The 23,274-nt window shown below is 66.1% G+C and carries 18 protein-coding genes; 13 read left to right on the forward strand and 5 right to left on the reverse strand.

Annotation, left to right across the window (positions count from 1 at the left end; all coding sequences use genetic code 11):
- Positions 1-19: 19 nt before the first annotated feature.
- Complete coding sequence (locus tag KCG88_RS02855; protein WP_026020138.1) at positions 20-343, forward strand: isochorismate lyase; 324 nt, start codon at positions 20-22, stop codon at positions 341-343.
- A complete protein-coding gene (locus tag KCG88_RS02860; protein WP_210711699.1) occupies positions 336-1,769 on the forward strand; it encodes an isochorismate synthase in 1,434 nt (477 codons plus the stop codon). Before KCG88_RS02855 ends, KCG88_RS02860 begins: the two co-directional genes overlap by 8 nt.
- Positions 1,770-2,206: 437 nt before the next feature.
- Here the strand turns inward: KCG88_RS02860 and KCG88_RS02865 are convergent, their stop codons facing one another.
- Positions 2,207-3,148 carry an alpha/beta hydrolase gene (locus KCG88_RS02865; protein WP_210711700.1) on the reverse strand — a complete coding sequence of 314 codons (942 nt, stop codon included), beginning with the start codon at positions 3,146-3,148 and terminating at the stop codon, positions 2,207-2,209.
- Between the two features lie 200 nt (positions 3,149-3,348).
- Between KCG88_RS02865 and KCG88_RS02870 the strand changes: the two genes are divergently transcribed.
- The 3 genes from KCG88_RS02870 (at position 3,349) to KCG88_RS02880 (ending at position 7,317) form a co-directional block, all read left to right on the forward strand.
- The gene (locus tag KCG88_RS02870) at positions 3,349-4,320 is read left to right on the forward strand and encodes a bifunctional helix-turn-helix transcriptional regulator/GNAT family N-acetyltransferase (RefSeq protein ID WP_210711701.1); all 972 of its coding nucleotides are present in this window, start codon (positions 3,349-3,351) and stop codon (positions 4,318-4,320) included.
- A 207-nt stretch (positions 4,321-4,527) separates the two neighbouring features.
- Positions 4,528-5,535, forward strand: a complete 1,008-nt coding sequence (locus KCG88_RS02875; RefSeq protein WP_210711702.1) for an NAD(P)-dependent alcohol dehydrogenase — start codon at positions 4,528-4,530, stop codon at positions 5,533-5,535.
- Between the two features lie 456 nt (positions 5,536-5,991).
- Positions 5,992-7,317 (forward strand): MFS transporter, encoded by a 1,326-nt coding sequence (locus KCG88_RS02880; RefSeq protein ID WP_210711703.1) that lies wholly within the window; start codon positions 5,992-5,994, stop codon positions 7,315-7,317.
- Positions 7,318-7,460: 143 nt separating this feature from the next.
- Here the strand turns inward: KCG88_RS02880 and KCG88_RS02885 are convergent, their stop codons facing one another.
- Positions 7,461-8,357 (reverse strand): LysR family transcriptional regulator, encoded by an 897-nt coding sequence (locus KCG88_RS02885; RefSeq protein WP_210711704.1) that lies wholly within the window; start codon positions 8,355-8,357, stop codon positions 7,461-7,463.
- A gap of 115 nt (positions 8,358-8,472) precedes the next feature.
- Between KCG88_RS02885 and mdlC the strand changes: the two genes are divergently transcribed.
- The 6 genes from mdlC to KCG88_RS02915 all read left to right on the forward strand — a co-directional run bounded on the left by mdlC (position 8,473) and on the right by KCG88_RS02915 (position 16,415).
- Positions 8,473-10,059 (forward strand): benzoylformate decarboxylase, encoded by a 1,587-nt coding sequence (gene mdlC / locus KCG88_RS02890; protein WP_210711705.1) that lies wholly within the window; start codon positions 8,473-8,475, stop codon positions 10,057-10,059.
- An 81-nt stretch (positions 10,060-10,140) separates the two neighbouring features.
- Complete coding sequence (locus KCG88_RS02895) at positions 10,141-11,532, forward strand: MFS transporter (RefSeq protein ID WP_210711706.1); 1,392 nt, start codon at positions 10,141-10,143, stop codon at positions 11,530-11,532.
- A 43-nt stretch (positions 11,533-11,575) separates the two neighbouring features.
- The gene (locus KCG88_RS02900; RefSeq protein ID WP_047287366.1) at positions 11,576-12,499 is read left to right on the forward strand and encodes a 2-dehydropantoate 2-reductase; all 924 of its coding nucleotides are present in this window, start codon (positions 11,576-11,578) and stop codon (positions 12,497-12,499) included.
- An 82-nt stretch (positions 12,500-12,581) separates the two neighbouring features.
- A complete protein-coding gene (locus KCG88_RS02905; RefSeq protein WP_210711707.1) occupies positions 12,582-14,057 on the forward strand; it encodes an aldehyde dehydrogenase family protein in 1,476 nt (491 codons plus the stop codon).
- 120 nt (positions 14,058-14,177) lie between these two features.
- Positions 14,178-15,434 carry an OprD family porin gene (locus KCG88_RS02910; RefSeq protein WP_210711708.1) on the forward strand — a complete coding sequence of 419 codons (1,257 nt, stop codon included), beginning with the start codon at positions 14,178-14,180 and terminating at the stop codon, positions 15,432-15,434.
- A 267-nt stretch (positions 15,435-15,701) separates the two neighbouring features.
- Positions 15,702-16,415, forward strand: coding sequence for a GntR family transcriptional regulator (locus KCG88_RS02915; RefSeq protein WP_047287360.1), 714 nt, complete (start codon positions 15,702-15,704; stop codon positions 16,413-16,415).
- 4 nt (positions 16,416-16,419) lie between these two features.
- Here KCG88_RS02915 and KCG88_RS02920 read toward each other — a convergent pair whose 3' ends face one another.
- The 3 genes from KCG88_RS02920 to KCG88_RS02930 all read right to left on the reverse strand — a co-directional run bounded on the left by KCG88_RS02920 (position 16,420) and on the right by KCG88_RS02930 (position 19,914).
- The gene (locus KCG88_RS02920) at positions 16,420-17,370 is read right to left on the reverse strand and encodes a PDR/VanB family oxidoreductase (protein ID WP_210711709.1); all 951 of its coding nucleotides are present in this window, start codon (positions 17,368-17,370) and stop codon (positions 16,420-16,422) included.
- Between the two features lie 56 nt (positions 17,371-17,426).
- On the reverse strand, positions 17,427-18,485 hold the full coding sequence (locus KCG88_RS02925; RefSeq protein ID WP_047337066.1) for an aromatic ring-hydroxylating dioxygenase subunit alpha: 1,059 nt from the start codon (positions 18,483-18,485) through the stop codon (positions 17,427-17,429).
- Between the two features lie 280 nt (positions 18,486-18,765).
- The gene (locus KCG88_RS02930) at positions 18,766-19,914 is read right to left on the reverse strand and encodes a PatB family C-S lyase (protein ID WP_210711710.1); all 1,149 of its coding nucleotides are present in this window, start codon (positions 19,912-19,914) and stop codon (positions 18,766-18,768) included.
- A 382-nt stretch (positions 19,915-20,296) separates the two neighbouring features.
- Here KCG88_RS02930 and KCG88_RS02935 point away from each other — a divergent pair, with 382 nt between their 5' ends.
- On the forward strand, positions 20,297-21,544 hold the full coding sequence (locus tag KCG88_RS02935) for a pyruvate carboxyltransferase (RefSeq protein ID WP_047287354.1): 1,248 nt from the start codon (positions 20,297-20,299) through the stop codon (positions 21,542-21,544).
- Between the two features lie 623 nt (positions 21,545-22,167).
- Positions 22,168-23,208, forward strand: coding sequence for an ABC transporter substrate-binding protein (locus KCG88_RS02940; protein WP_047287352.1), 1,041 nt, complete (start codon positions 22,168-22,170; stop codon positions 23,206-23,208).
- Positions 23,209-23,274 lie beyond the last annotated feature (66 nt).

A 23,274-nucleotide genomic window follows, 5' to 3' on the forward strand; every position in this document is an offset into this window, starting at 1 on the left:
TCCCTTGGTAGACCCCGACATGAAGACACCCGAGCAGTGCAGCGGCCTGGACGACGTCCGCTGCGGTATCGACGCCATGGACCAGCAGATCATCCAGGCTCTGGGCCGGCGCCTGGCCTACGTCAAGGCGGCGGCGCAGTTCAAGCCGACCGAGGACAGCATTGCCGCCCCGGAGCGGGTTGCGGCGATGCTCCCGCAACGTCGGCAATGGGCCGAGCAGGCGAGCCTGGACCCGATGTTCGTGGTGCCGCTGTTTGCCCAGATCATCCACTGGAACATTGCCCAGCAAGTGCGCCACTGGCGCCGTCAGCACGGGCTGGATCAAGGAGCCCAAGATGAGTGAATCCTGCCTGTCCGGCTTGACCCGGGCCCTGCGCAAGGGCGAATCCCTGGCCCGACGCAGAGGTCGGGCGGTGCTGGTGGTGTACAGCCTGGCCGCCGAGCGCCTGGAGCCGCTGCGGTTGTTCGCCGCCAACCGCCAGATGTTCGGCCAGAGCCTGTTCTGGTCCAGCGACCAGGGCGCCCTGGCCCTGGCCGGGTTCGGCTGCACCGAAGAAATCAGCCCGCCGGCCGCCGAGCGTTTTGCCGCCAGTACCCAGGCCTGGCGCCAGTTGCTGCTGCAGGCCCATCAGGTCGGGCCCAAGCGGGCCTACCTGTGCGGCGGCTTTGCCTTCGACCCCCAGGGTCCGCGCAGTGCCCAGTGGCAATCGTTCGCCGCCACGTCCCTGGTGCTGCCGCGGATCCTGCTGCTGCGCGAAGGCGAGCAGCAGCACTGGCTGTTCAGCCTGTGGGTCGAGCCCGGCGCCGACGTGGCCCAGTGCGCCGGTGCCCTGGAGGCGGAGTGGGCCCTGTTGCAGGCGCGCTATACCCACGCCCCCTTGGCACAGATGCCCGTTGGTACCCAGGCCGAGGACGACACCCAGGCCGCCGGCCGCTGGCAGGACTGCGTGGCCCGAGCCATCGCGCGGATCCAGGGCGGCGAGCTGAGCAAGGTAGTGCTGGCCCGGGAAGTCTGTCTGCAGGCGAGCCGCAGCATTCCCTGCGGGCCGCTGCTGGAAAATCTCAGGGCGGCCTATCCCCAGGCTTTCCTGTTCGCCTTCAGCCGTGGCGACAGCTGCTTTCTCGGTGCCACGCCGGAACGCCTGGTGCGCCTGGCCCGGGGCACCTTGAGCACCGTGGCCCTGGCCGGTACCTGCGCGCGCGGCCAGCATGAGCAGCAGGACGCGCAACTGGGCCAGGCCCTGATGGACAGCGCCAAGGACCGCCATGAACACGCCCTGGTGGTGCAGACCCTGCGCGAAGCCCTGCAGCCCTACTGCGCGATGCTGGAGATTCCCCCGCAGCCGCAACTGCACCGCCTGGCCCACGTCCAGCACCTGCTGACCCCGGTGCTGGGGCGCCTGCGGCCCCAGGTCGATCTGCTGCAAGTGGTGGATGCCCTGCACCCGACCCCGGCGGTAGGCGGCCTGCCTCGGGGCAAGGCCCTGGGTTATATACGCGAGCATGAGCAACTGGACCGCGGCTGGTACGCCGCCCCGGTGGGCTGGCTGAACGCCGAGGGCGATGGCGAGTTTGCCGTGGCCTTGCGTTCCGCCCTGATCCGCGGCAACCAGGCGCACCTGTTTGCCGGTTGCGGCATCGTCGGCGAGTCGGACCCAGCGAGCGAATACCAGGAAACCTGCCTGAAGTTGCGCACCATCGGCGAAGCCCTGCGCCCGCCACCGGCCGCACCGAGCGTGGCAGCGAGCGGCGGCCAGAGCGCCTTGTAGCCGCAGCCTCGCGGCGTTGGTGCGGGCTTCTTCGCTGGCCAGCCAGCTCCTACGGATAAACGGTGTGCACCTGTAGGAGCCGGCTTGCCGGCGAACCGCGCAGCGGCCAGCGGGCGCGGTTCATGGCGAAGCAGTGGGGTGCTCGTGTGCCCCCTTCGCTGGCCAGCCAGCTCCTACGGATGAGCGGTGTGCACCTGTAGAAGCCGGCTTGCCGGCGAACCGCGCAGCGGCCAGCGGGCGCGGTTCATGGCGAAGCAGTGGGGCGCTGGTGCGGGCCTCTTCGCTGGCAAGCCAGCTCCTACGGATGAACGGTGTGCACCTGTAGGAGCCGGCTTGCCGGCGAACCGCGCAGCGGCCAGCGGGCGCGGTTCATGGCGAAGCAATGGGGCGCTGGTGCGCCCCCTTCGCTGGCCAGCCAGCTCCTACGCAAGCTCGCGTCAGCTGGTGGGGATGGCGCTGGCTGTCGGGCCGGCGAGGTTGTGGCCGGGTTTGGCTCGCAGCAGGGCGTTGATGGCCTGGCCGTAGCCCTTGCCCGCCAGGCTCATGCTGTTGTTGTGGGTGCCGCCGGGCACCAGCAGCAGTTTCTTCGGCTCCAGGGCGGCCTGGAACAATTCCTTGCTCAGGCGCGGCGGTACGTAGTCGTCCTTCAGGCCGTGCACCACCAGCAACGGCATGCCGATCTCGCGGATCTTGTCGATGGAGTCGAACTTCTGCGACATCACCCAGCGCACCGGCAGGGAGGTCTTGGTCACCGCCGCGGCAGCGTCGGCCAGGGTGGTGAAGGTGGACTCGACGATCAGCCCGCGAGCGGCGGTCGGCGCCTTGGCGCTGGCGGCCTGGCGCCCCAGTTCGGCGGCCAGGTCGATGGCCACCGCGCCGCCCAGGGAATGGCCGTAGATCAGGCGCTTGCTGGCGTCGGGCTGCAAGACCTTGAGCCGCTCCCAGGCGATGCGCGCGTCTTCATACACGCTGCTTTCCGAGGGCAGGTCGCCGTGGCTCTGGCCAAAGCCGCGGTAGTCGATGGCCAGCACCGAGTAACCCAGGGCGTGCAACTGCTCGATGCGAAACAGCTGGCCGGTGAGGTTCCAGCGGACCCCGTGCAGGTAGAGGATCGCTGGGGCATCGGCGCGTTGCGCCGGCCACCACCAGGCATGGATGTTCTGCCCGGCCTTGAAGCTCTTGGGCTTGAGTTCGAATTCCTGCACCGTGCTCGGCAGGCCGCGATACCAGCCAGCGGTGCCGGGCTCGATGCGAAACACCAGTTGGCGTTCCTTGTGTTCGAGCACCGCGCAGCTCACCGGCAGGCCGACCACCAGCGCGGCCAGGCACAGCAGGGAAAACCAGCGATGGCGCAGGCGCTGGAGCAGGGTTGGGGACATGGAAGGCTTCACCGCAGGACAGTCGAAAGCGCGTTTTAACAGATGTGCCGGCACGGCTGTAGACATTTCGGCGCAACGGCAGCAGGGATGGGTTAGCCGATGTTTCACAGGCGTGGCGCAAGTGGAGATTGAAACAGGCGGCGGGCAGGCGATATGGTTGTATTATACAACTAAATCAGTCCCTATCGAGGTGCTGCGCCATGCCCGTCCAATCCTTCGAACTCATCCCGCAACTGCGCCAGGCCTCCCGGCAGATGGTTCGCGAGCTGGGCTTCATGCAGGCCACCCTGGCCGCCACCGACTACCCGCCCTCGGCGGTGCATGCACTGCTGGAGATCGGCCAGGGCAATGCTCTGACCGCCAGTGACCTGGTGACCCTGCTGGGCCTGGAGAAATCCAGCGTCAGCCGCCTGGTGCGCAAGTTGGTGGAAGCCGGCGAGATCAGCGAACAGGCCGATGACCAGGACGCCCGGTCCAAGAAGCTGCAGCTCAGCGTCCGAGGACGCCAGACCCTGGCCGGCATCGACCGTTTCGCCCAGGCCCAGGTGGCCGCAGCCCTGGCCCACCTGAGCCCGGCACAGCAGCGCAGCGCCTGTGCGGGCATCGCCGACTACGCCCGGGCCTTGCGTGCGGTGCGCCTGGGCGAGGCGCCCGAACAGCCGGAGTGCAGCACCATCGCCCGGGGCTACCGGCCGGGAGTGATTGGCCGCATCGCCGAAATGCACGCCCGTTACTACGCGGATCTGGCGGGTTTCGGCCAACCCTTCGAAAGCCTGGTGGCGGCGGATATGGCCGAATTGATGGGGCGTTTGCACAACCCGCGCAATGAAGTCTGGGTGGCGCTGCAGGGGGAACGGATTGTCGGTTCCATCGCCATTGATGGGGAGGGCGAGGGCGGCGAGGCGCTCCTGCGTTGCTTCATTCTCGATGAGACCGCCCGCGGCCAGGGGCTGGGCCGGCGGTTGCTGGCCGAGGCCCTGGGCTTTTGTGACCAGTGGGGGTTTGCCGCCACCCGGCTGTGGACCTTCAAGGGCCTGGATGCGGCGCGCGCGTTGTATGAGGAACAGGGCTTTGTGCTGGTGCAGGAGCAAGAGGGCGAGCAATGGGGCGCGCCAGTGACCGAGCAGTGTTTTGTGCGAGCACGGCTGACGCAGCGCGACACAATCCGCTGAGCGCTGTAGCCGCTGCGAAGCTGCGCAAAGGCCCGCAGGGCCTTGCCTGGCGGTCCCGAACCGAGCCTGTGGTGGCCCTGAAAGCCTGCGTCTGCTGCGTCGGAATGCCGCCCAAGCCGTTCGCAGCCTGGTGCAGCGGCTACAGATAGCCGGTATTGGTGGTAGGGTTAGCCCCCAGATGATTATCGATCTGTGGAGAAGCATCCCATGCAAGCCATCAAGCTCAGCCTGCCGGCATCCCTGGACAACCTCAAGCGCGTGGAGCTGGCAGACCCCGGCCAGCCCGGCGCCGGGCAGATCCGCGTGCGTATCCATGCCTGTTCCTTGAACTTCCACGATTACGCCGTGGTGACCGGCGCGCTGCCCACCACCGACGGGCGGATTCCCATGGCCGATGGCGCCGGGGTCGTGGAAGCGGTGGGCGAGGGCGTCAGCGAGTTCAAGGTGGGCGATGCGGTGGTGTCCTGCTTCTTCCCCCATTGGCACGATGGCGGCCCGGCAATCGCCGATTTCAGCACCACCCCGGGCGATGGCGTCGACGGTTACGCCCGTGAAGTGGTGATCCAGCCCAGCCACTGGTTCACCCATGCGCCCAAGGGCTACAGCCATGCCGAAGCCGCGACCCTGACCACCGCCGGCCTCACCGCCTGGCGCGCGCTGGTGGTGGACGGCGCGCTCAAGGCCGGGGAAACGGTGCTGGTGCTGGGCACCGGCGGGGTGTCGATCTTCGCCCTGCAACTGGCCAAGGCCATGGGCGCCACGGTAATCGCCACCTCCTCCTCGGACGCCAAGCTGGCCAAGGTGCGCGAGCTGGGGGCCGACCATACCCTCAACTACCGCACCCACCCCGAGTGGGGCGCTGAAGTGCTCAAGCTCACCGGCGGCCGCGGCGTCGATCACGTGGTGGAAGTCGGTGGCCCGGGCACCTTGCCGCAGTCGATAACGGCTTGCCGCATTGGTGGGCACATCGCCCTGATCGGCGTGCTCACCGGCTGGGCCGGACCGGTGCCGACCGCGGCGCTGATGGCCAGGCAACAGCGCCTGCAGGGGCTGATCGTCGGCAGCCGCCAGCAGCAGATCGACATGGTCCGTGGCCTGGAAGCCACCGGCATCAAGCCGATCATCGACAGCACCTTCCCCCTGGCGGATATCGCCAAGGCCTTCGCCCATGAAGCCTCGGGCGCGCACCTGGGGAAAATCTGCCTGAGCCTCTGAATCGACGCCACAGCCCGGGCCCAGCCTACTGATCGGATCCCCAGAGGATCCGATCTCCGTGGCCGCTGCTGCAGGTGGCGACAAAAGGCGCAGCGCCTACCTGCCCCAGCCAGCCACTCACAAACAGTTGATCCATGCTAATGGATCCAAAAATAAAGCCATTATCTAAAGGCTTCATCGTTTACAGCGTAAAAAGTCGATAGTGCGCGATAATCGCCCATAAAAAGCACTATTCGCGTGTCTCTCTATTGTTTGTGGATCCATTAATTGATTGATTAGGCCCCTGGCGATGGCAGGAACCTTCCTGGCCGTCCCCGCATAACAATTACAAGAAAAGGGTTTCGTCATGCGCGTTCTCCCAAGGGCACGGGCCGTTCTCGGTCCTGCGTGCCACCTGCCTGTGTGCCTGTCCGTCCCCGCGCTTTGCGCGTCCAGCCCGAACATGGGAGGACGGCCATGAATCACGATCTCAAGCAACGGGTCGACCAAGGCCCGATGGGCTCCTTCCAGTGCCTGGCGATCGGTATCTGCATTGTCCTCAACATGATCGACGGCTTCGATGTGCTGGTGATGGCCTTCACCGCCGCTTCGGTGTCCGCCGAGTGGCAACTCAACGGGGCGCAGATCGGTCTGCTGCTCAGCGCCGGTCTGTTCGGCATGGCCGCCGGTTCGCTGTTTATCGCGCCCTGGGCCGACCGCTTCGGGCGCCGGCCGCTGATCCTGTTCTGCCTGCTGCTGTCGGGTGTCGGCATGCTGCTTTCGGCCGGCAGCCAGAGCCCTTTGCAACTGGCGCTGTTGCGCGGCCTGACCGGCCTGGGCATCGGCGGCATCCTGGCCAGCAGCAACGTGATCGCCGCCGAGTATTCCAGCCGCCGCTGGCGCGGCCTGGCGGTCAGCCTGCAATCCACCGGCTATGCCCTGGGCGCGACCCTGGGCGGGCTGCTGGCGGTGTGGCTGCTGACTCATTGGGGCTGGCGCTCGGTGTTCCTGTTCGGCGGTATCGTCACCTTGCTGGTGATCCCCCTGGTGCTGCTCTGGCTCCCCGAATCCCTGGACTTTCTCCTGGCCCGGCGGCCGGCCGATGCCCTGGCGCGAATCAATCGCCTGGCCGGGCGCCTGGGTCATCCGCAACTGCTGCAAATGCCCCCGGCAGCGGTACGCGAGCAGGGCGCCGGCAGCGGTTTTGGCCAGCTGTTCGCCGGGCCGATGCGGCGCACCACGCTGCTGATCTGGCTGCTGTTTTTCCTGGTGATGTTCGGTTTCTACTTCGTCATGAGCTGGACCCCGAAACTGCTGGTGGCCGCCGGGCTCTCGGCGCAGCAGGGGATCACCGGCGGGGTGCTGCTGAGTGTCGGCGGGATCTTCGGCGCGGCGCTGATCGGCGGCTTGTCCTCGCGCTGGCCGCTGACCCGGGTGCTGTCGCTGTTCATGCTGGTGACCGCCGGGCTGCTGGTGTTGTTTGTCGGCTCGGCCTCCTCGATTGCCGCGGCCCTGGGCCTGGGGCTGCTGATCGGGCTGTTCGCCAACGGCTGCGTGGCCGGGCTCTACGCCCTGTCACCGGTGGTCTACGACGCTTCGGTACGGGCCACTGGGGTCGGCTGGGGGATCGGCATCGGGCGCATGGGCGCGATTGTCTCGCCCACGGTGGCCGGGGTGTTGCTGGATGCCGGCTGGCAGCCGCTGCACCTGTACGCAGTGTTTGCCGTGGTCTTCGTGCTGGCGGCCGCTTGCCTGTTGCTGCTGCGGCCGGTATCGGCGCAACCGCAGCCGGCCCTGGCCTAGTGTGGCCAGGGTGGGGGTTAAAAGATCGAGTCCCGGTCCTTGCGGGTAAAGGCACTGATCCGGGTGTAGCGCCCCTTGACCGGTTCGACGTTCAGGTCAGCGATGTTCGGCGCCATGTGGGGCAGGGCATAGCGGGCGCTGCTTCAAGACTGGCCGTCGATGATCGCTGCGGCCACGGCCTGGCGGAACCAGCTCAGGGCGGCGGAGCTGTCGCTGTTGGGGTGCCAGTGCAGCGAGACTTCGAACTCCCCCACGGGGAACGGCAGTTCCAGTTGCCGCAGGCCGCCTTCGAGGGTGAACAGGCGGGCGATCTGCGCGGGCAGCACGGTCAGCAGGTCGGTGCCGGGCAGCACTTTGGGCAGCACCGAGAAGTGCGGTACGTGCAGGCTGATGCGGCGCCGGGCGCCCATCTGCTTGAGCACGTCCTCGACGCTGCCGTGGCCGGTGGTGCGGGTCACGGCAATGTGTCGCTCGGCGAGGAACTGCTCCAGGCTCAGTTGGCTGCCGATCCGCGGATGACGGTCGCTGAGCAGGCACACGTAGCGCTCGCGGATCAGCACCTGGCTGCGGGTGCCGGTCAAGGGTTTGCGGCAGATCAGCGCGTCGACCTTGGCGCTGCTGAGCCACTCGCCGGCCTGGTCCACCTGCAGCGGCAGGACTTCGACTTCGGCCTCGGGGGCCTGCTGGTTCAGGCGCGCCAGGATCAGCGGCAGGAAGCCCATTTCGCCAAGGTCGGAGAGGGCGATGCGAAAGCGCCGTTCGGTGGTCGCCGGGTCGAAGCGCCGGGTGCTGTGCACGGTGTTCTCGATCCGCGTCAGGGATTCGCGAAAGGCCGGGTACAGCTCATCGGCCAGCTGGCTGGGCTGGATGCCGTCCCGGGTGCGGCTGAACAGGCCGTCGTCGAACAGCTCGCGCAGCCGCGCCAGGCCGTAGCTGACCGAGGGCTGGGTGACGAACAGGCGCTCGGCGGCCAGGGTCACGCTGCGGGCTTCGTAGAGGGTGACGAAGGTGCGGATCAGGTTCAGATCGATGTGGCTCATGCTGCCTCATGGATATAGATAGGTCTTATTTTTAATAGAGATAGTATCGATTTGATCAATTTCTTGGCGGCTGCAAGAGTAACTCAAATTCTAAAAAACAGCGGCAAAGGTCCATATGAAAACCGTCCATAGCGCCTCCTACGACATCCTGCGGCAACACGGCCTGACCACTGTGTTCGGCAACCCGGGCTCCAACGAGCTGCCCTTTCTCAAGGGCTTCCCCGAAGACTTCCGCTACATCCTCGGCCTGCATGAAGGCGCGGTGGTGGGCATGGCCGACGGCTTCGCCCTGGCCAGCGGCCAGCCGGCCTTCGTCAACCTGCACGCCGCGGCCGGCACCGGCAATGGCATGGGCGCCCTGACCAATGCCTGGTACTCCCACAGCCCGCTGGTGATCACCGCCGGCCAGCAGGTGCGCTCGATGATCGGCGTCGAGGCGATGCTGGCCAACGTCGATGCACCGCAGCTGCCCAAGCCCCTGGTCAAGTGGAGCACCGAGCCGGCCTGCGCCGAGGACGTGCCGCGGGCCCTGAGCCAGGCGATCCACATGGCCAACCAGGCGCCCAAGGGCCCGGTGTACCTGTCCATTCCCTACGACGACTGGGCCCGCCCGGCGCCGGCCGGGGTCGAGCATCTGGCCCGGCGCCAGGTGGCCACTGCCGGGCTGCCCTCGGCGGCGCAATTGCGTTCGCTGGTGCAGCGCCTGGCGGCAGCGCGCAACCCGGTGCTGGTGCTGGGGCCGGATGTGGATGGCAGCCAGAGCAACCACCTGGCTGTGCAACTGGCGGAAAAACTGCGCATGCCGGCCTGGGTCGCGCCGTCCGCTTCGCGCTGCCCGTTTCCTACCCGTCACCCGAGCTTTCGCGGGGTGCTGCCGGCAGCCATTGCCGGCATCAGCCGCTGCCTGGCCGACCACGACCTGATCCTGGTGGTGGGGGCCCCGGTATTCCGCTACCACCAGTTCGCCCCGGGGGACTACCTGCCCGCGGGCACCGAGCTGCTGCACATCACCTGCGACCCCGGCGAAGCGGCGCGTGCGCCCATGGGCGATGCGCTGGTGGGGGACATCGCCGAGACCCTGCAGGCCCTGGTCTGGGCGCTGCCGGATTGCGACCGGCCGCAGCCCCAGGCCTTGCCGCCGGCTGCTCCGGTCCAGGAGCTGGGCGGCCTGCTGCGCCCGGAAACCGTGTTCGACGTGATCGATGAGCTGGCGCCCAAGGACGCGATCTACGTCAAGGAGTCCACCTCCACCGTAGGTGCCTTCTGGCAGCGGGTGGAAATGCGCGAACCCGGCAGCTACTACTTCCCGGCCGCCGGTGGCCTGGGCTTCGGCCTGCCAGCGGCGGTGGGGGTGCAACTGGCCCGGCCGGAGCGGCGGGTGATCGGGGTCATTGGCGACGGCTCGGCCAACTACGGTATCACCGCGCTGTGGACGGCCGCCCAGTACCAGATCCCGGTGGTGTTCATCATCCTCAAGAACGGCACCTATGGCGCCCTGCGCTGGTTCGCCGGTGTGCTGCAGGTCAGCGACGCCCCGGGCCTGGACGTGCCCGGCCTGGACTTCTGCGCCATCGGCCGCGGCTATGGCGTGCACTCGGTGCAGGCCAACACCCGCGAGGCGTTCGCCCAGGCCCTGAGTGAAGCCCTGGCGGGCGACCGCCCGGTACTGATCGAGGTGCCGACCCTGACCATCGAACCCTGAGGGCTGCCTTGTCGCCGGGCGCGAGCCCGGCCTTGCCAACCGCAACCTGCGGACTCACCAGAAGAATAAAAAGAGGTGGTTATGAACACGACTTCGGTCACTGCTGTGATAGATGACGCGCCCCAGCCGGCGCGTTCCGGTTCCACCCAGGCCGACATCGGCACCTTGCTCGACCATGGCCCCTTCACCGGCATGCAGAAGCTGGTGGTGTTGCTGGCGGCGCTGTCCATCGTCATGGACGGCTTCGACGGCCAACTGATCGGCTTTGCCATTCCGCTGATGATCAAGGAGTGGGGCATCACCCGCGAGGCGTTCGCTCCGGCGGTGGCGGCCGGGCTGATCGGCATGGGCATCGGCAGTGCCTGCGCCGGTCTGTTTGCCGACCGGTTCGGCCGGCGCATGGCGATCATTGCCAGTGTCTTCGTGTTCGGTGCGGCCACTTGCGCCATTGGCCTGGCGCCCAATGCGCTGGCGGTGGCGGCCCTGCGTTTTATCGCCGGGCTGGGCATCGGTGGCGCGCTGCCCAGCGCCACCACGGTGACGGCCGAGTTCACCCCGGCGCGGCGGCGTACCCTGGCGGTGACGGCCACCATTGTCTGCGTGCCCCTGGGCGGGATGCTGGCGGGGTTGTTCGCCTCCCATGTGTTGCCGCTGTACGGCTGGCGCACCCTGTTTTTCATCGGCGGCAGCCTGCCCATCGTCCTGGGCTTTGCCTTGCTGGCGACGCTGCCGGAGTCGCCGCGCTTTCTGGCGCGCCGGCCCCAGCGCTGGAACGAGCTGGGTACCTTGCTCGGGCGCATGGGCCGGCCGATGGCGGCGGGGGTGGTCTACACCGATGCCCTGGAGCAGAAGAGCGAGAAGCAGGGTGGTTTCCGCGCCTTGTTCGCCCTGGGCTACGGGCGTGACACCCTGGCCCTCTGGGTGGCGTTCTTCATGTGCCTGACCGCGGTCTACAGCGCCTTCAGCTGGCTGCCCACCATGCTGCTGTCCGAAGGCCTGGAGCTGTCGGTGGCCGGTTCCGGGCTGACCGCCTATAACCTGGGCGGGGTGATCGGGGCACTGGTGTGCGCGGTGGCCATCACTCGCTGGGGTTCGTTCTGGCCGCTGCTGATCTGCTGCGCCGGCGGCGCGGCCAGCGCCTTCCTGTTGCAGGTGGTGGACATCCACCAGGACACCGGGCTGCTGATCTTCGGCTTCGGCGTGCACGGCCTGTTCGTCAACGCCGTGCAGTCCACCATGTTTGCCTTGTGCGCCTTTATCTACCCCACCAGTGTGCGCGCCACCGGCACCGCATCGGCCCTGGCCTTCGGGCGCCTGGGGGCGATCCTCAGTGCCTTCGCCGGAGCCCTGGTGATCACCCTGGGCGGCGCCAACGGCTACCTCACGCTGCTGGGTTCGGTGATGGTCATGGCGCTGCTGGCGCTGCTGATCGTCGGCCGGCACATTCCCCGGCGCCTGCCGGGCCAGTCATGAACGCGGCCCGATGCGTGAACCGGCCACTCAAACAGGAGGTTCGATGAACATCACCATTCTTGGCGCGGGTGCCATGGGTTCGCTGTTTGGCGGCCTGCTGGCGCAAAGCGGCCAGCAGGTGACCCTGCTGGACATCAACGACGAGCACCTTGCGGCGATCCGCAGCGATGGCCTGCTGCTGGCCACCGACAGCGGCGAACGGCGCATTACCGGCCTGCGCGCCTGCCGCCCGGAGCAGGCCACGGGGCACCCCGACCTGTTGCTGGTCTTCACCAAGACCCTGCACACCGACAGTGCCTTGCGCAGTGTCGCCGGGCACATCGCCGGCCACACCCTCGTACTGACCCTGCAGAACGGCCTGGGCAATGCCGAGGCGCTGTCCCGGCATGTGGCCCCGCAGCAGGTGCTGATCGGCATGACCAACTGGCCCGCCGACATGGTCGGGCCGGGGCAGGTGCATTCCCACGGCCAGGGCATGGTGCGGGTGCTGGCCCCAGGCAGCCGCGAGCGCAACGCCAGCCAGGAGGTGGCCGCGGTGCTGGACGCTGCCGGGCTGAACTGCGCGGTGGACCCGCAGGTCTGGACCTCTATCTGGGAGAAGGTGGCCTTCAACGCCGCCTTGAACAGCCTGTGCGCCGTTACCGGCTGCACCGTGGGCCAGCTGGACGCAGCGCCGGAAGGTGTGGCCCTGGCCCGGTCCATTGTGCTGGAGGTGGTGGCGGTGGCCAGGTCCCAGGCAATAGAGCTGGATGCCCAGCGCTGCCTGGACAGCGTGGCGTTCGCCATTGCCCATCACCGCACTCACAAGCCTTCGATGTTGCAGGACGTGCTGGCAGGGCGGCCCACGGAGATCGGCTCCATCAATGGCCAGGTGCTGGAGCGGGCGCGGCAGGCCGGGGTGCCCGTGCCCCACACCGAAACCCTGCTGGGCCTGCTGCGCCTGATCGAAAAACGCGCCGCCTCGTAGGAGCCGGCTTGCCGGCGAAGGCGCCCGCCGGCTTTTGTGTGACACATCGGTTTATGAATGCTGTTCCATGAGGAGATTTTCCATGAGTGATTCCAACGCGGTCTATCGCGACCTGCACCTGCAACCCATCGCCGGACAGTGGCGCGCCGGCGCCTCCGGCAAGACCCTGGTGGTGAGCAATCCATTCGACGGTGCACAGCTGCTGGAACTGGCCCAGGCCAACCGCAGCGACCTGGACGTGGCCTATGCCAAGGCCGCCCAGGTGCAGCCGCAATGGGCGGCCCTGGGCCCGTCCCAGCGCGCGGCGGTGCTGCACCAGGCGGTGGCGATCTTCGACCGGCGCCAGGAGGAAATGGTCGACTGGATCATTCGCGAATCCGGCAGCACACGGATCAAGGCCCTGGCCGAGTGGGGCGCGGCGCGGGCCATCACCCTGGAGGCGGCGTCCTTCCCGGCGCGGGTCCACGGGCGGATTGTCGAATCCGATGTGCCGGGCAAGGAAAGCCGGGTGTACCGCAGCGCCCTGGGGGTGGTCGGAGTGATCAGCCCGTGGAACTTCCCGCTGCACCTGACCCAGCGCTCCATTGCCCCGGCCCTGGCCCTGGGCAACGCGGTGGTGGTCAAGCCGGCCAGCGATACGCCGGTGTGCGGCGGCTTGCTGCTGGCCAGGATCTTCGAGGAAGCGGGCCTGCCCGCCGGGGTGTTCAGCGTGGTGGTGGGGGCCGGTAGCGAGATCGGCGATGCCTTTGTCGAGCACCCGGTGCCGGCGCTGATCACCTTCACCGGCTCGACCCCGGTGGGGCGCGGCATCGGCCGCCTCGCCAGTGGCGGCGAGCACCTCAAGCACGTGGCGCTTGAATTGGGGGGCAACAGCCCGTTCGTGGTACTGGACGATGCCGACCTGGAACAGGCGGTGAACGCCGCGGTGTTCGGCAAGTTCCTGCACCAGGGGCAGATCTGCATGGCGATCAACCGCATCATCGTCGACGAGCGCCTCTACGACGCCTTCGCCCAGCGCTTCGTGGCCCGGGTCAAGCAGCTCAAGGTGGGTGATCCGCAATCGCTGGACACGGTGATCGGCCCGGTGATCAACGCCCGTCAGTTGCAGGGCCTGCAGGACAAGATCGCCCTGGCCCGCGAGCAGGGCGCCGAGCCACTGTACGAGGGCGGGCAGAACGGCAACCTGCTGGCGCCCCATGTGTACGGCGAAGTGCGTGCCGACATGGACCTGGCGCGCAATGAAATCTTCGGCCCGCTGGTGGGGCTGCTGCGCGCCCGGGACGAAGCCCATGCCCTGGAGCTGGCCAACGACAGCGAATTCGGCCTGGCCAGTGCGGTGTTCACCGGCAACCTGGAGCGCGGGGTGAACTTCGCCCGGCAGGTGCGCGCCGGCATGACCCACATCAACGATGTGCCGGTGAACGACGAGGCCAACGCGCCCTTCGGTGGCGAGAAGAACTCAGGCCTGGGGCGCTTCAACGGCGACTGGGCGATCGATGAATTCACCCGGGACCACTGGATCAGCCTGCAGCACCGGCCGCGTCAGTATCCCTTCTGACCCGGCACCTTTGAATAACGCCCGGCCGCCCTGGCCGGGCTTTTGAGCATCCGTGAGCGCGCGGGCCCTTGTCGGCCTGTCGGGCACGGCTGCGCCTATGAAAAGCGGAGAACAATAATAATGAACACCCGTCATCCGATGCAGTGCCGTTCCCTGGTGGGGGCTTGCTTGTCCGTGGGCCTGTGCGTGCCCGCCTGGGCCGCCGACGACAGCGGTTTTTTCAAGGGGAGCAAGACCGACCTGCTGCTGCGCAACTACTACTTCAACCGGGATTTTCGTGACCATGACGCGCCCAAGGGCCAGGTCGAGGAGTGGGCCCAGGGCTTTATCCTCAAGTTCAGCTCCGGCTACACCCCGGGCACCCTGGGCTTTGGCCTGGACGCCATCGGCCTGTTCGGCCTCAAGCTCGACAGCAGCCGCCAGGCCAGCGGTTCGGAGTTGCTGCCGGTGCACGACGACGGGCGCGCCGCGGACAATTTCGGTCGTGCCGGAGCGGCCCTCAAGGCGCGGATTTCCGCTACCGAGTTCAAGGTCGGCGAGCTGCTGCCGGACATTCCACTGTTGCGTTATGACGACGGCCGCCTGCTGCCGCAGACCTTCCGCGGGGCCATGCTGGTCTCCCGAGAGATCAGCGGCCTGGGGCTGCAGGCCGGGCAGTACCGTGCCGTCAGCCTGCGCAACTCCTCGGACATGCAGGACCTTTCGGCCTGGGCCGCGCCCGGGGTCAAATCCGACGGCTTCAACTACGCCGGTGCCGAATACCGCTTCAACCAGCAGCGCACCTTGCTTGGGGTCTGGCATTCGCAGTTGGAAGACATCTACCGCCAGAGCTACTTCAACCTGCTGCACAAGCAACCGCTGGGGGACTGGACCCTGGGGGCGAACCTGGGCTACTTCATCGACCGCGACGATGGCAGCGCGCGTATCGGCCGGGTCGACAGCCACACCGCCTATGGTCTGTTCTCCGCCTCCCGGGCCGGGCACACGCTGTACCTGGGGTTGCAGAAAGTCAGCGGCGACAGCCCCTGGATGTCGGTCTACGGCAGCAGCGGCCGGACCCTGGGCAACGACATGTTCAACGGCAACTTCAGCAACGCCGGTGAGCGTTCGTGGCAGGTGCGTTATGACTATGACTTCGCCGCCTCGGGGATTCCCGGGCTGCTGGCCATGGTGCGCTACGGTCGTGGCGACAGCGCCACCACCAAGGTTGGCAATGACGGCCATGAGTGGGAGCGCGATACCGAGATCGGCTACACCCTGCAGAGCGGCACCTTGAAGAACCTCAGCCTGCGGCTGAACAACGCCACCAACCGACGCAGCTTCAACAGCGACTTCGACCAGACCCGGCTGATTGTCAGCTACCCGCTGTCGCTCTGAAAACCCTGTAGCCGCTGCCGCAGGCTACGAACGGCTTGGGCGGCATTCCGACGCAGCAGACGCAGCGATTCCAGGGGCGCTGGAGGTTTGGCGGGAGATCGCCAGGCAAGGTCCTGCGGACCTTTTCGCAGCCTCGCCGAGGCTCGGCAGCGGCTACAAGGTAGCCGCTGTTCCGTGCTGCTTCGTATGGCTACGGCAATCTCGGGGTGCGTGTTGCGGGGGGGCTTGCGTTACTATGGCCGCCCACGTTTTCAGGAAGCTGCCCGGATGAGCAAACCCGGTCAAACGGTGCTGGTCGCGCTGCGCAAGATGATCGCCTCGGGCGAGTTGGCGGCAGGCGAGCGCTTGATGGAAGTGCCCACCGCCGAGCTGTTCGGGGTGTCACGCATGCCGGTGCGCATGGCCTTTCGCACCCTGGAGCAGGAAGGCCTGCTGGTGCGGTTCGGCGGTCGCGGGTTTCAGGTGCGCTCGGTGAGCGCCGAAGACATCGCCGGGGCGGTGGAGGTGCGCGGAGTACTGGAAGGCCTGGCGGCGCGCCAGACCGCCGAGCGCGGGCTGTCGGCCGAGGGCCGGGCGATTCTCGAACGCTGCCTGGTCGAGGGCGATGCGCTGTTCGACAAGGGCTATGTCAACGAAGAGGACCTGGAGCTCTATCACGACCTCAACATGCGTTTTCACCAGGTGATCGTGGCGGGCAGCGGCAACCCGGCGATCGCCGATGCCCTGGCGCGCAACGACCACCTGCCGTTCGCCTCGGTCACCGCCCTGGCAGTAGACCGCCAGGACATGGCCCGGGAATATCGGCGCTTCAACTATGCCCATATGCAGCATCACTCGATATTCGATGCCCTGGTCAATGGCCAGGGCGCGCGGGCCGAGGCCCTGATGCGCGAGCATGCCAACGCCACCTTGCGCTATGCCCAGATCTTCGGCTCGGCCGTGGCCGACGAGCGCATGAGGCTGATCCTGCGCCCGCAGTGAGGCTCTACAGATCCAGCACCAGCAGCGGGCTCCTGGCCCGGGAACAGCAGGGCGTGAACTGATCGTTGCGCGCCTGCTCGTCCTCGGTGAGGAACAGGTCGCGGTGCTCCGGTACCCCTTCCAGCACCCGGGTCAGGCAGGTGCCGCAGATCCCTTGCTCGCAGGAAATCGGCACTTCGATGCCCTGGTCCTGCAGCACCTGGACCACGCTGCGATCGGCCGGTACCTGGAACACCTGGCCGCTGCTGGCCAGCTTCACCGCGAAGCTGGCGTCGGTGCTGTGGTCGATGGGCGCAGCGCTGAAATATTCGCGGTGCAGGCATTGCTCCTTCCAGCCCTGGGCCCGGGCACTGTCCAGCACGTGTTGCATGAAGCCACCGGGGCCGCAGACATACAGGTGCACATCGTCCCGGGGCTCGGCCAGGGCCTGGGCGATATCCAGGGCGGTGTCCGGTTGTTCGTCGAAATGCAGGCTCACTCGCTCGGCAAAGGGCGAGGCCTGCAAGCGCTGGACGAAGGCCGCGCGCTGGGCCGAACGGGCGCAGTAGTGCAGCTGGAAATCCGCGCCGCTGTGGGCCAGCTGTTCGGCCATGCTGAGGATCGGGGTAATGCCGATGCCCCCGGCGAACAGCAGGCTGCGCCGTGCTGCGTGCTCCAGGGCAAAGAGGTTGCGTGGCGCGCTGATGAGCAGGCGCGTGCCCACCTCCAGTTGCTGGTGCAGGCTGCTGGAGCCGCCGCGGGAGGCAGGGTCCTTGAGCACGCCGATCAGGTAGCGGTGGCGCTCTGCGGGGTGGTTGCACAGGGAGTATTGGCGCACCAGGCCGTTGGCCAGGTGCACGTCGATATGGGCGCCGGCGCTGAAGGCGGGCAGGGGGCTTGCGTCGGCCGCGGCCAGTTCGAAGCTGCAGATGTCCAGGGCTTCGTCGTGGCGCGCGACCACCAGTACGTCGATCATCATCGGTCCTCGCCGGTGGCCACGTCCGGGCCGCCAGCCTGTCGGGTTCGGGGGGGTTAACGGCTTGTGGCGATCAAGGGTTCCCGGGGCTCGCGCTCCTGGGCGATCAGCCGCTCCAGGACCCGGCGCGACTGCACGCCGCCGGCGTCGATATTGAGCTTGAGCAGGTTGCGCTGGGGCTGGGCGAGAAGGTTCTGCTGCTGGCGCTCAAGCATCTCCAGGTCTTCGCTGAAGATCTTGCCCTGGCCTTCGCGGATGCTCTCGGTGAGCGCCGGATCCTGAGGGTTGAAGTTGCGCGCCATGCCCCAGAAGTACCAGATCGAGGTGTCACTTTCGGGGGTGATGAAGTCCACCACGATGCTCGACGCCTTGTACTGCGCAGGGGCGTCGTAGCCACCGTGGCCGGCATGGGCCACGCCGACTTCGATCAGCACATGGCTGGGCGGGCTGAAGCGGCAGATCTGCCAGCGGTCCACCGGCACGTCGTCGGCCAGCTGGTTGCCGCGCAGGGCCATGCGCCAGAAGGGCGGTGGCATGACGTTGTGCATGTGCCGGGCAGTGATCACCTGATCGCCGTCTACCGTGGTCTGCGGCGGCGCCTCATCGATTTCCTTCTGGCCGATGCTGGAGGCATGCACGTAGGTTTCGTGGGTCAGGTCCATCAGGTTGTCGATCATCAGCCGGTAGTCGCACTGGATGTGGAACAACCCGCCGCCATAGGCCCATTGATCGTTGTCGGCCCATTCCAGGTGATGGATCAGCGCCGGGTCGGCCAGGGCCTGGTCGCCGGGCCAGACCCAGATGAAACCGTAGCGCTCCACGGCGGCGAAGGTCTTGTTGCAGGGGAAGCCGCGCACCCGCTGGCCGGGCATTTCCACGGTCTTGCCGTCGCAGCCCATCACCAGGCCGTGATAACCGCATACCAGGTTGCCGTTCTCGACATAGCCCAGGGACAGCGGTGCGCCGCGATGGGGGCAGAAATCCTCGACGGCGGCTACCCGACCTTCATGGGCGCGGTAGAACACCATGTGTTCGCCGCAGATCTGCCGGCCCAGGGGCTTGCCCTGCAATTCATCGGGGGTGCAGGCAACGTACCAGGCATTCTTGGGGTACATGACGTCTCTCCAGGCGTTTGTTGTTTTTATTTAATGGATCCATTAAATGGTTGGCGCTCTGGGGGTGTCAAACAAATATGCTGATTTAGTGTTCGATAATCGGCTGCTATAGGGGGTTTGGATCCAGTGAAGGGGGTTTATGGATCCATTGTTCGCGCGTCAAGGCGCGGCGCGCCGAAGGGCCGGTGGGCAGTTGCGGGGCGAGGCTGGAGGGGGCGGGCCGCAGCGCCAGGGGGGGATCTGGCGGCTGCGGTGTCGGGGACGAAGTGGGGTTGCAGAATCAGCGCCGTTGCAGGCTGTCCTGCAGGCGCTGGATGCCGTCTTCCAGCAAGGCCCGCGGGCAGCCGAAATTCAGGCGCACGAACTGCCCGCAGTCGTCTCCGAATTCCAGGCCGGCGCTGAGGCCGACCTTGGCTTGCTCGAGGAAGAAGGCGTGGGGGTCGTCGAGGCCCAGGGCGCTGCAGTCGAGCCAGGCCAGGTAGGTGCCCTGGGGCGCGTGCATGCGGATGCCGGGCAGGCGGGTCTGCACCGCGTGCAGCAGGTAGTCGCGGTTGGCCTGCAGGTAGCCCAGCAGGGCCTGGAGCCAGGGGCCGCCGTAGGTCAGGGCGGCGTGGGTCGCTTCCAGGCCCAGGGGGCTGACGCTGTCCACCATGCCGGCGCGAGCATTGTTGAAGGCCAGGCGGGTGGCAGGGTCCTGGATGATGGCGAAGCAGGTCTTCATCCCGGCGATGTTGTAGGCCTTGCTGGCCGACATCAGGGTGATGGTGCGCCGGGCGATTTCCGGGCTGAGGGAGGCGGTGGGGATGTGCCGGCGGCCGTCGAAGCACAACTCGGCATGGATCTCGTCAGAAATGATCAACGCGCCCTGGTCCAGGCAGGCAGTGGCCACCGCCAACAGTTCGTCCCGGGGGAAGACCTTGCCCAGGGGGTTGTGCGGGTTGCTCAGGAGCATCGCGCCGGCACCTTGCAAGGCCTGGCGCAGGGCGTCCATGGGGGTGTCGTAGGTGCCGTCGGCGGTGAGCTGGAACGGCACTTCGACCTTCTCCAGGCCCCAGTTGCCCGGTGCCAGGCGCAGGGGGCGATAGTTGGGGGTTTGCAGCACCACCTTCTGCTGCGGCTGGACGAAGGCGTGCAGGGCCATGTTGAACCCGGGCTCGACCCCGGGGAGAAAAATCAGCTCGTCGGGCCTGACGTGCCAGGCGTATTTGTCCCACAGGTCGGCAACCACCGCCTCGCGCAGTTCGTCCCGGGCCACGCTGTAGCCCAGCAGCGGGTGCTCCAGGCGCTGGTGCAGGGCCTGAAGGATGCCATCGGCCACGGCGAAATCCATGTCCGCCACCCACATCGGCAGGACATCCTCGGGGTAGCGGCTCCATTTGGTGCTGCCGGTGCCATGGCGGGGGTGCAGGGTATCGAAATCGAAGCTCATGAACGGATCTCGTCGGGTCGCGGGGAGAAAGGAACTGATTCTAGCCTCACCTGGCGCTGACCGGCAGGCGCTCTTGGGCGGGCGTGCGGGCCAGTTGCCGGCTGGTGCCGGGGCGGCAACGGAAACAATGGGGCGTGCAGTGTATTGGCGTGCAATTGAAACACTTCTTTATTCAATGGCTGGAGTTTTTTATTGGTTTTTTGATCACTGCTTTAAGTAACTCTTATTGGCGTATTTATAGGTGTTGGTTAATTGGGGTTTTCAGAAATGTCTTAGTTCGGTCTTTTTAATTGTTGCTATATCGTGTGGTGGTCATCGGTTTTCAATTTGATGTTTCGTCACAGCGAACAGGCAAATAATAAAATCAGCAAGGAGCAAAGAAATGATGGTTGAAAATGGAGTTCGCTATCGTGATTACTCGGTCCCTTACCTGGTGGATGAAACCCTTAGAGAGGGCATTGAACGAAGCGTATTTCCCATTACCGTGGAGGCCAGGTTCGGGATTCTGAAAGCCATGGTGGCGGCAGGTCTGAGGGATTTCGTGGTGGGCTGCGGCCCCGAGGAACCCCAGGTCTGGGACCGTCTGTACCAGGCGCGGGACGCCGGTGAATTGCCGGCCGATACCCGGGCCACCTACATCATTCTGCTCAACTGCTGGGAAACCGCATTTGCCTATTTCAAGGCTCGCCAGGGACATGGCCGGTGGATTGCCGACACCGTGTTCAGCTTCTGCATGATCACCTACCGGCAGAAGGCGGGGGAGTTCGAGCGGGCCATCGAGGCCTTTCGCAGCATCGGCGCGGTGAGGTTCAAGGCCAGTGTGCTCAACAACTTCCGCGATGGGGTGTCGAGTGGCAGCTACCAGGAAATCTGCCGGCAGATCGAGTGGGCCGCGAGCCAGGGGGTGGAGATCATCGGGATCAACGACTCCATGGGCTCATTGCAGCCTCATGTGACCCAATGGCTGTGTTCCGGGCTGGTGAAGGATTTCCCTCAACGGGTGTTCTGCCTGCATGCCCACAATGACAACGGGCTGGCGCTGGCCAATACCATGCAGGCCATTCATTCGGGGTTCCAGATGGTTGAAGGGGCATTGGCCGGCGTTGGCAATCGCTCCGGTATTGCCCCTTTGGAACAAGTTGTGAAGTTGTGCCAGGCCAACAATATAAAACTGGGCTCATCGGAACTTGATCTGCCGGGCCTGATCAGCGCCGCTCATCAGTGCGAAGAGGCGTTTTTACAGTTGCCCAGTGTCTATCGCGCGGTGAGTGGAAAGTTTGAAGCGCTTTCCAACTACGGTGTCCTGAATATTCCGGACTTTCTGCACACCCATGATAAGAAGAGTTATTTCGTCAACTATGTAGGCCTGCATCCGCAGACTATCCGTCAGGCTCTTGCGGACTATTCTTCGGCCGGGCTGGATGTGGGTGCCATTGCCGACCGGGAGCTGTGGCCCATAGTGGACAGCCTGAAAAGCGAGATGCTGACCTCCATGCCCTATATCGAGTCCCAGTACCGGCAGGTGATGGGCGGGGTAATGGATTTCTATCGCGCGTCCACCTACACCCCTCGCCAGCTGGCGGTGTATGCCGAGCAGCGCATTTTCCGCAGGCGTGCGGCCCATGGATAAGGTCTTTACGGTGGTGATACCGCTGTTTGCCATGATCTTCGCCGGCTACTGGATAGCGCGGATCGGGGGATCGCCAGGAACAGGGTGAAGGGCTGGTGGTGCTGGACTGAAGCCCTGATCGACCAAGGCACCCCGCAGGCGTGATACGCCTGCGGGGTGTTTTGCGTTATGCCGGCCGGCCCGGTTGCGGCTTTTTTACCCCGGCTGTCCTCTAGGCAGCTTTTCCCTTGCCTGTGCCTCACAAAAACCTCGTTTCGCAACGCCCCGGGTTATGGAAACAATGAACCCCTGCATCCGCCTGCCCGACTGCCACGGGCGCTCCTGCGGTGCACTGCCGATCGATTTGTTCTTCCTACAAAAACAACAGGGAGCAAGCGATGAACTGCCATTCGCGCATGACCACGGCCGGTTGCTCCGGACGGGTCGCCACTACACCAAACGATCAGGGCCGCAGAGCCCGCAACGGTGATGATCCGGCTACGCGGCCTGCGCCGCGCGAGCCCTTGCGCCGCTGACCAAGACTCGTAGTGCCTGGTGCTGTACCGCCCGTTGCATACGGTCGCTTCCAGGCTCTTGTTGTGCGGGTTCGTGCGGGCGAGCCGGCTTTCTTGAGGATGGGTTTCATGTCCAACACCTTGCGTTGCGGCGTTGCGTTGTCGTGGGTCTTGCTGTGCACCGGGGCTTACGCCCAGCCGCAGAACCTCACGGTCATTTCCTTTGGCGGAGCCACCAAACAGGCTCAGGAGCAGGCCTACTTCCAGCCATTCAACCAGAGCGGGGCGGCCCGGGTCGTGGCCGGCGAATACAATGGCGAGCTGTCGAAGATCAAGGCCATGGTCGATGTCGGCAAGACCAGCTGGGATGTGGTCGAAGTGGAGAGCCCGGAGCTGCTGCGTGGCTGTGACGAAGGCCTGTTCGAGCCCCTGGACCTGACCCGTTTCGGGGACCCGGCGCAGTACGTGCCCGGCACGTTGACCGAATGCGGGGTCGCCACTTATGTGTGGTCGATGGTCATGGCCTTTGCCCCGCAGAAGCTGGCGAAGGCGCCGCAGTCCTGGGCGGATTTCTGGAACCTCAAGGACTTCCCCGGCAAGCGCGGCTTGCGCAAGAGCGCCAAGTACACCCTGGAAATTGCCTTGCTGGCCGACGGTGTGGCGCCTGCCCAGTTGTATCAGGTGCTCAACACTCCCGAGGGCGTGACCCGGGCCTTTGCCAAGCTCGACCAGATCAAGCCCTATATCCAGTGGTGGGAAGCCGGGGCTCAGCCGCCGCAGTGGCTGGTGGCCGGTGACGTGGTGATGAGCGCAGCCTACAACGGGCGCATTGCCATGGCCCAGAAGGAGGGCATGCAACTGAGCATCCTCTGGCCTCAGAGCCTGTACGACCCGGAGTACTGGGCGGTGGTCAAGGGTTCGCCGAACAAGGCCCTGGCCGAAGCCTTCATTCTGTTTGCCAGCCAGCCCCAGGCGCAGAAAGTGTTCTCTGAAAACATCCCCTACGGGCCGGTGCATCGTCAGGCGCTGCCGTTGCTGCCTGAGGCGGTGCAGCGGCAACTGCCGACCTTCGAGGCCAATTTGAAGGGCGCCAGGGCGGTGGATGCGGGGTTCTGGGTCGATCATGGCGAGGAGCTGGAGCAGCGTTTCAACGCCTGGGCCGCCCGCTGATGGAAAGGCCGTAGGAGCGAGCTTGCTCGCGAAGATCGGCAACGCAAACGCCGCGTTCACTCAGTG

This window comes from Pseudomonas sp. MWU349, from assembly GCF_017947325.1.
Taxonomy (GTDB): Bacteria; Pseudomonadota; Gammaproteobacteria; order Pseudomonadales; family Pseudomonadaceae; genus Aquipseudomonas; species Aquipseudomonas protegens.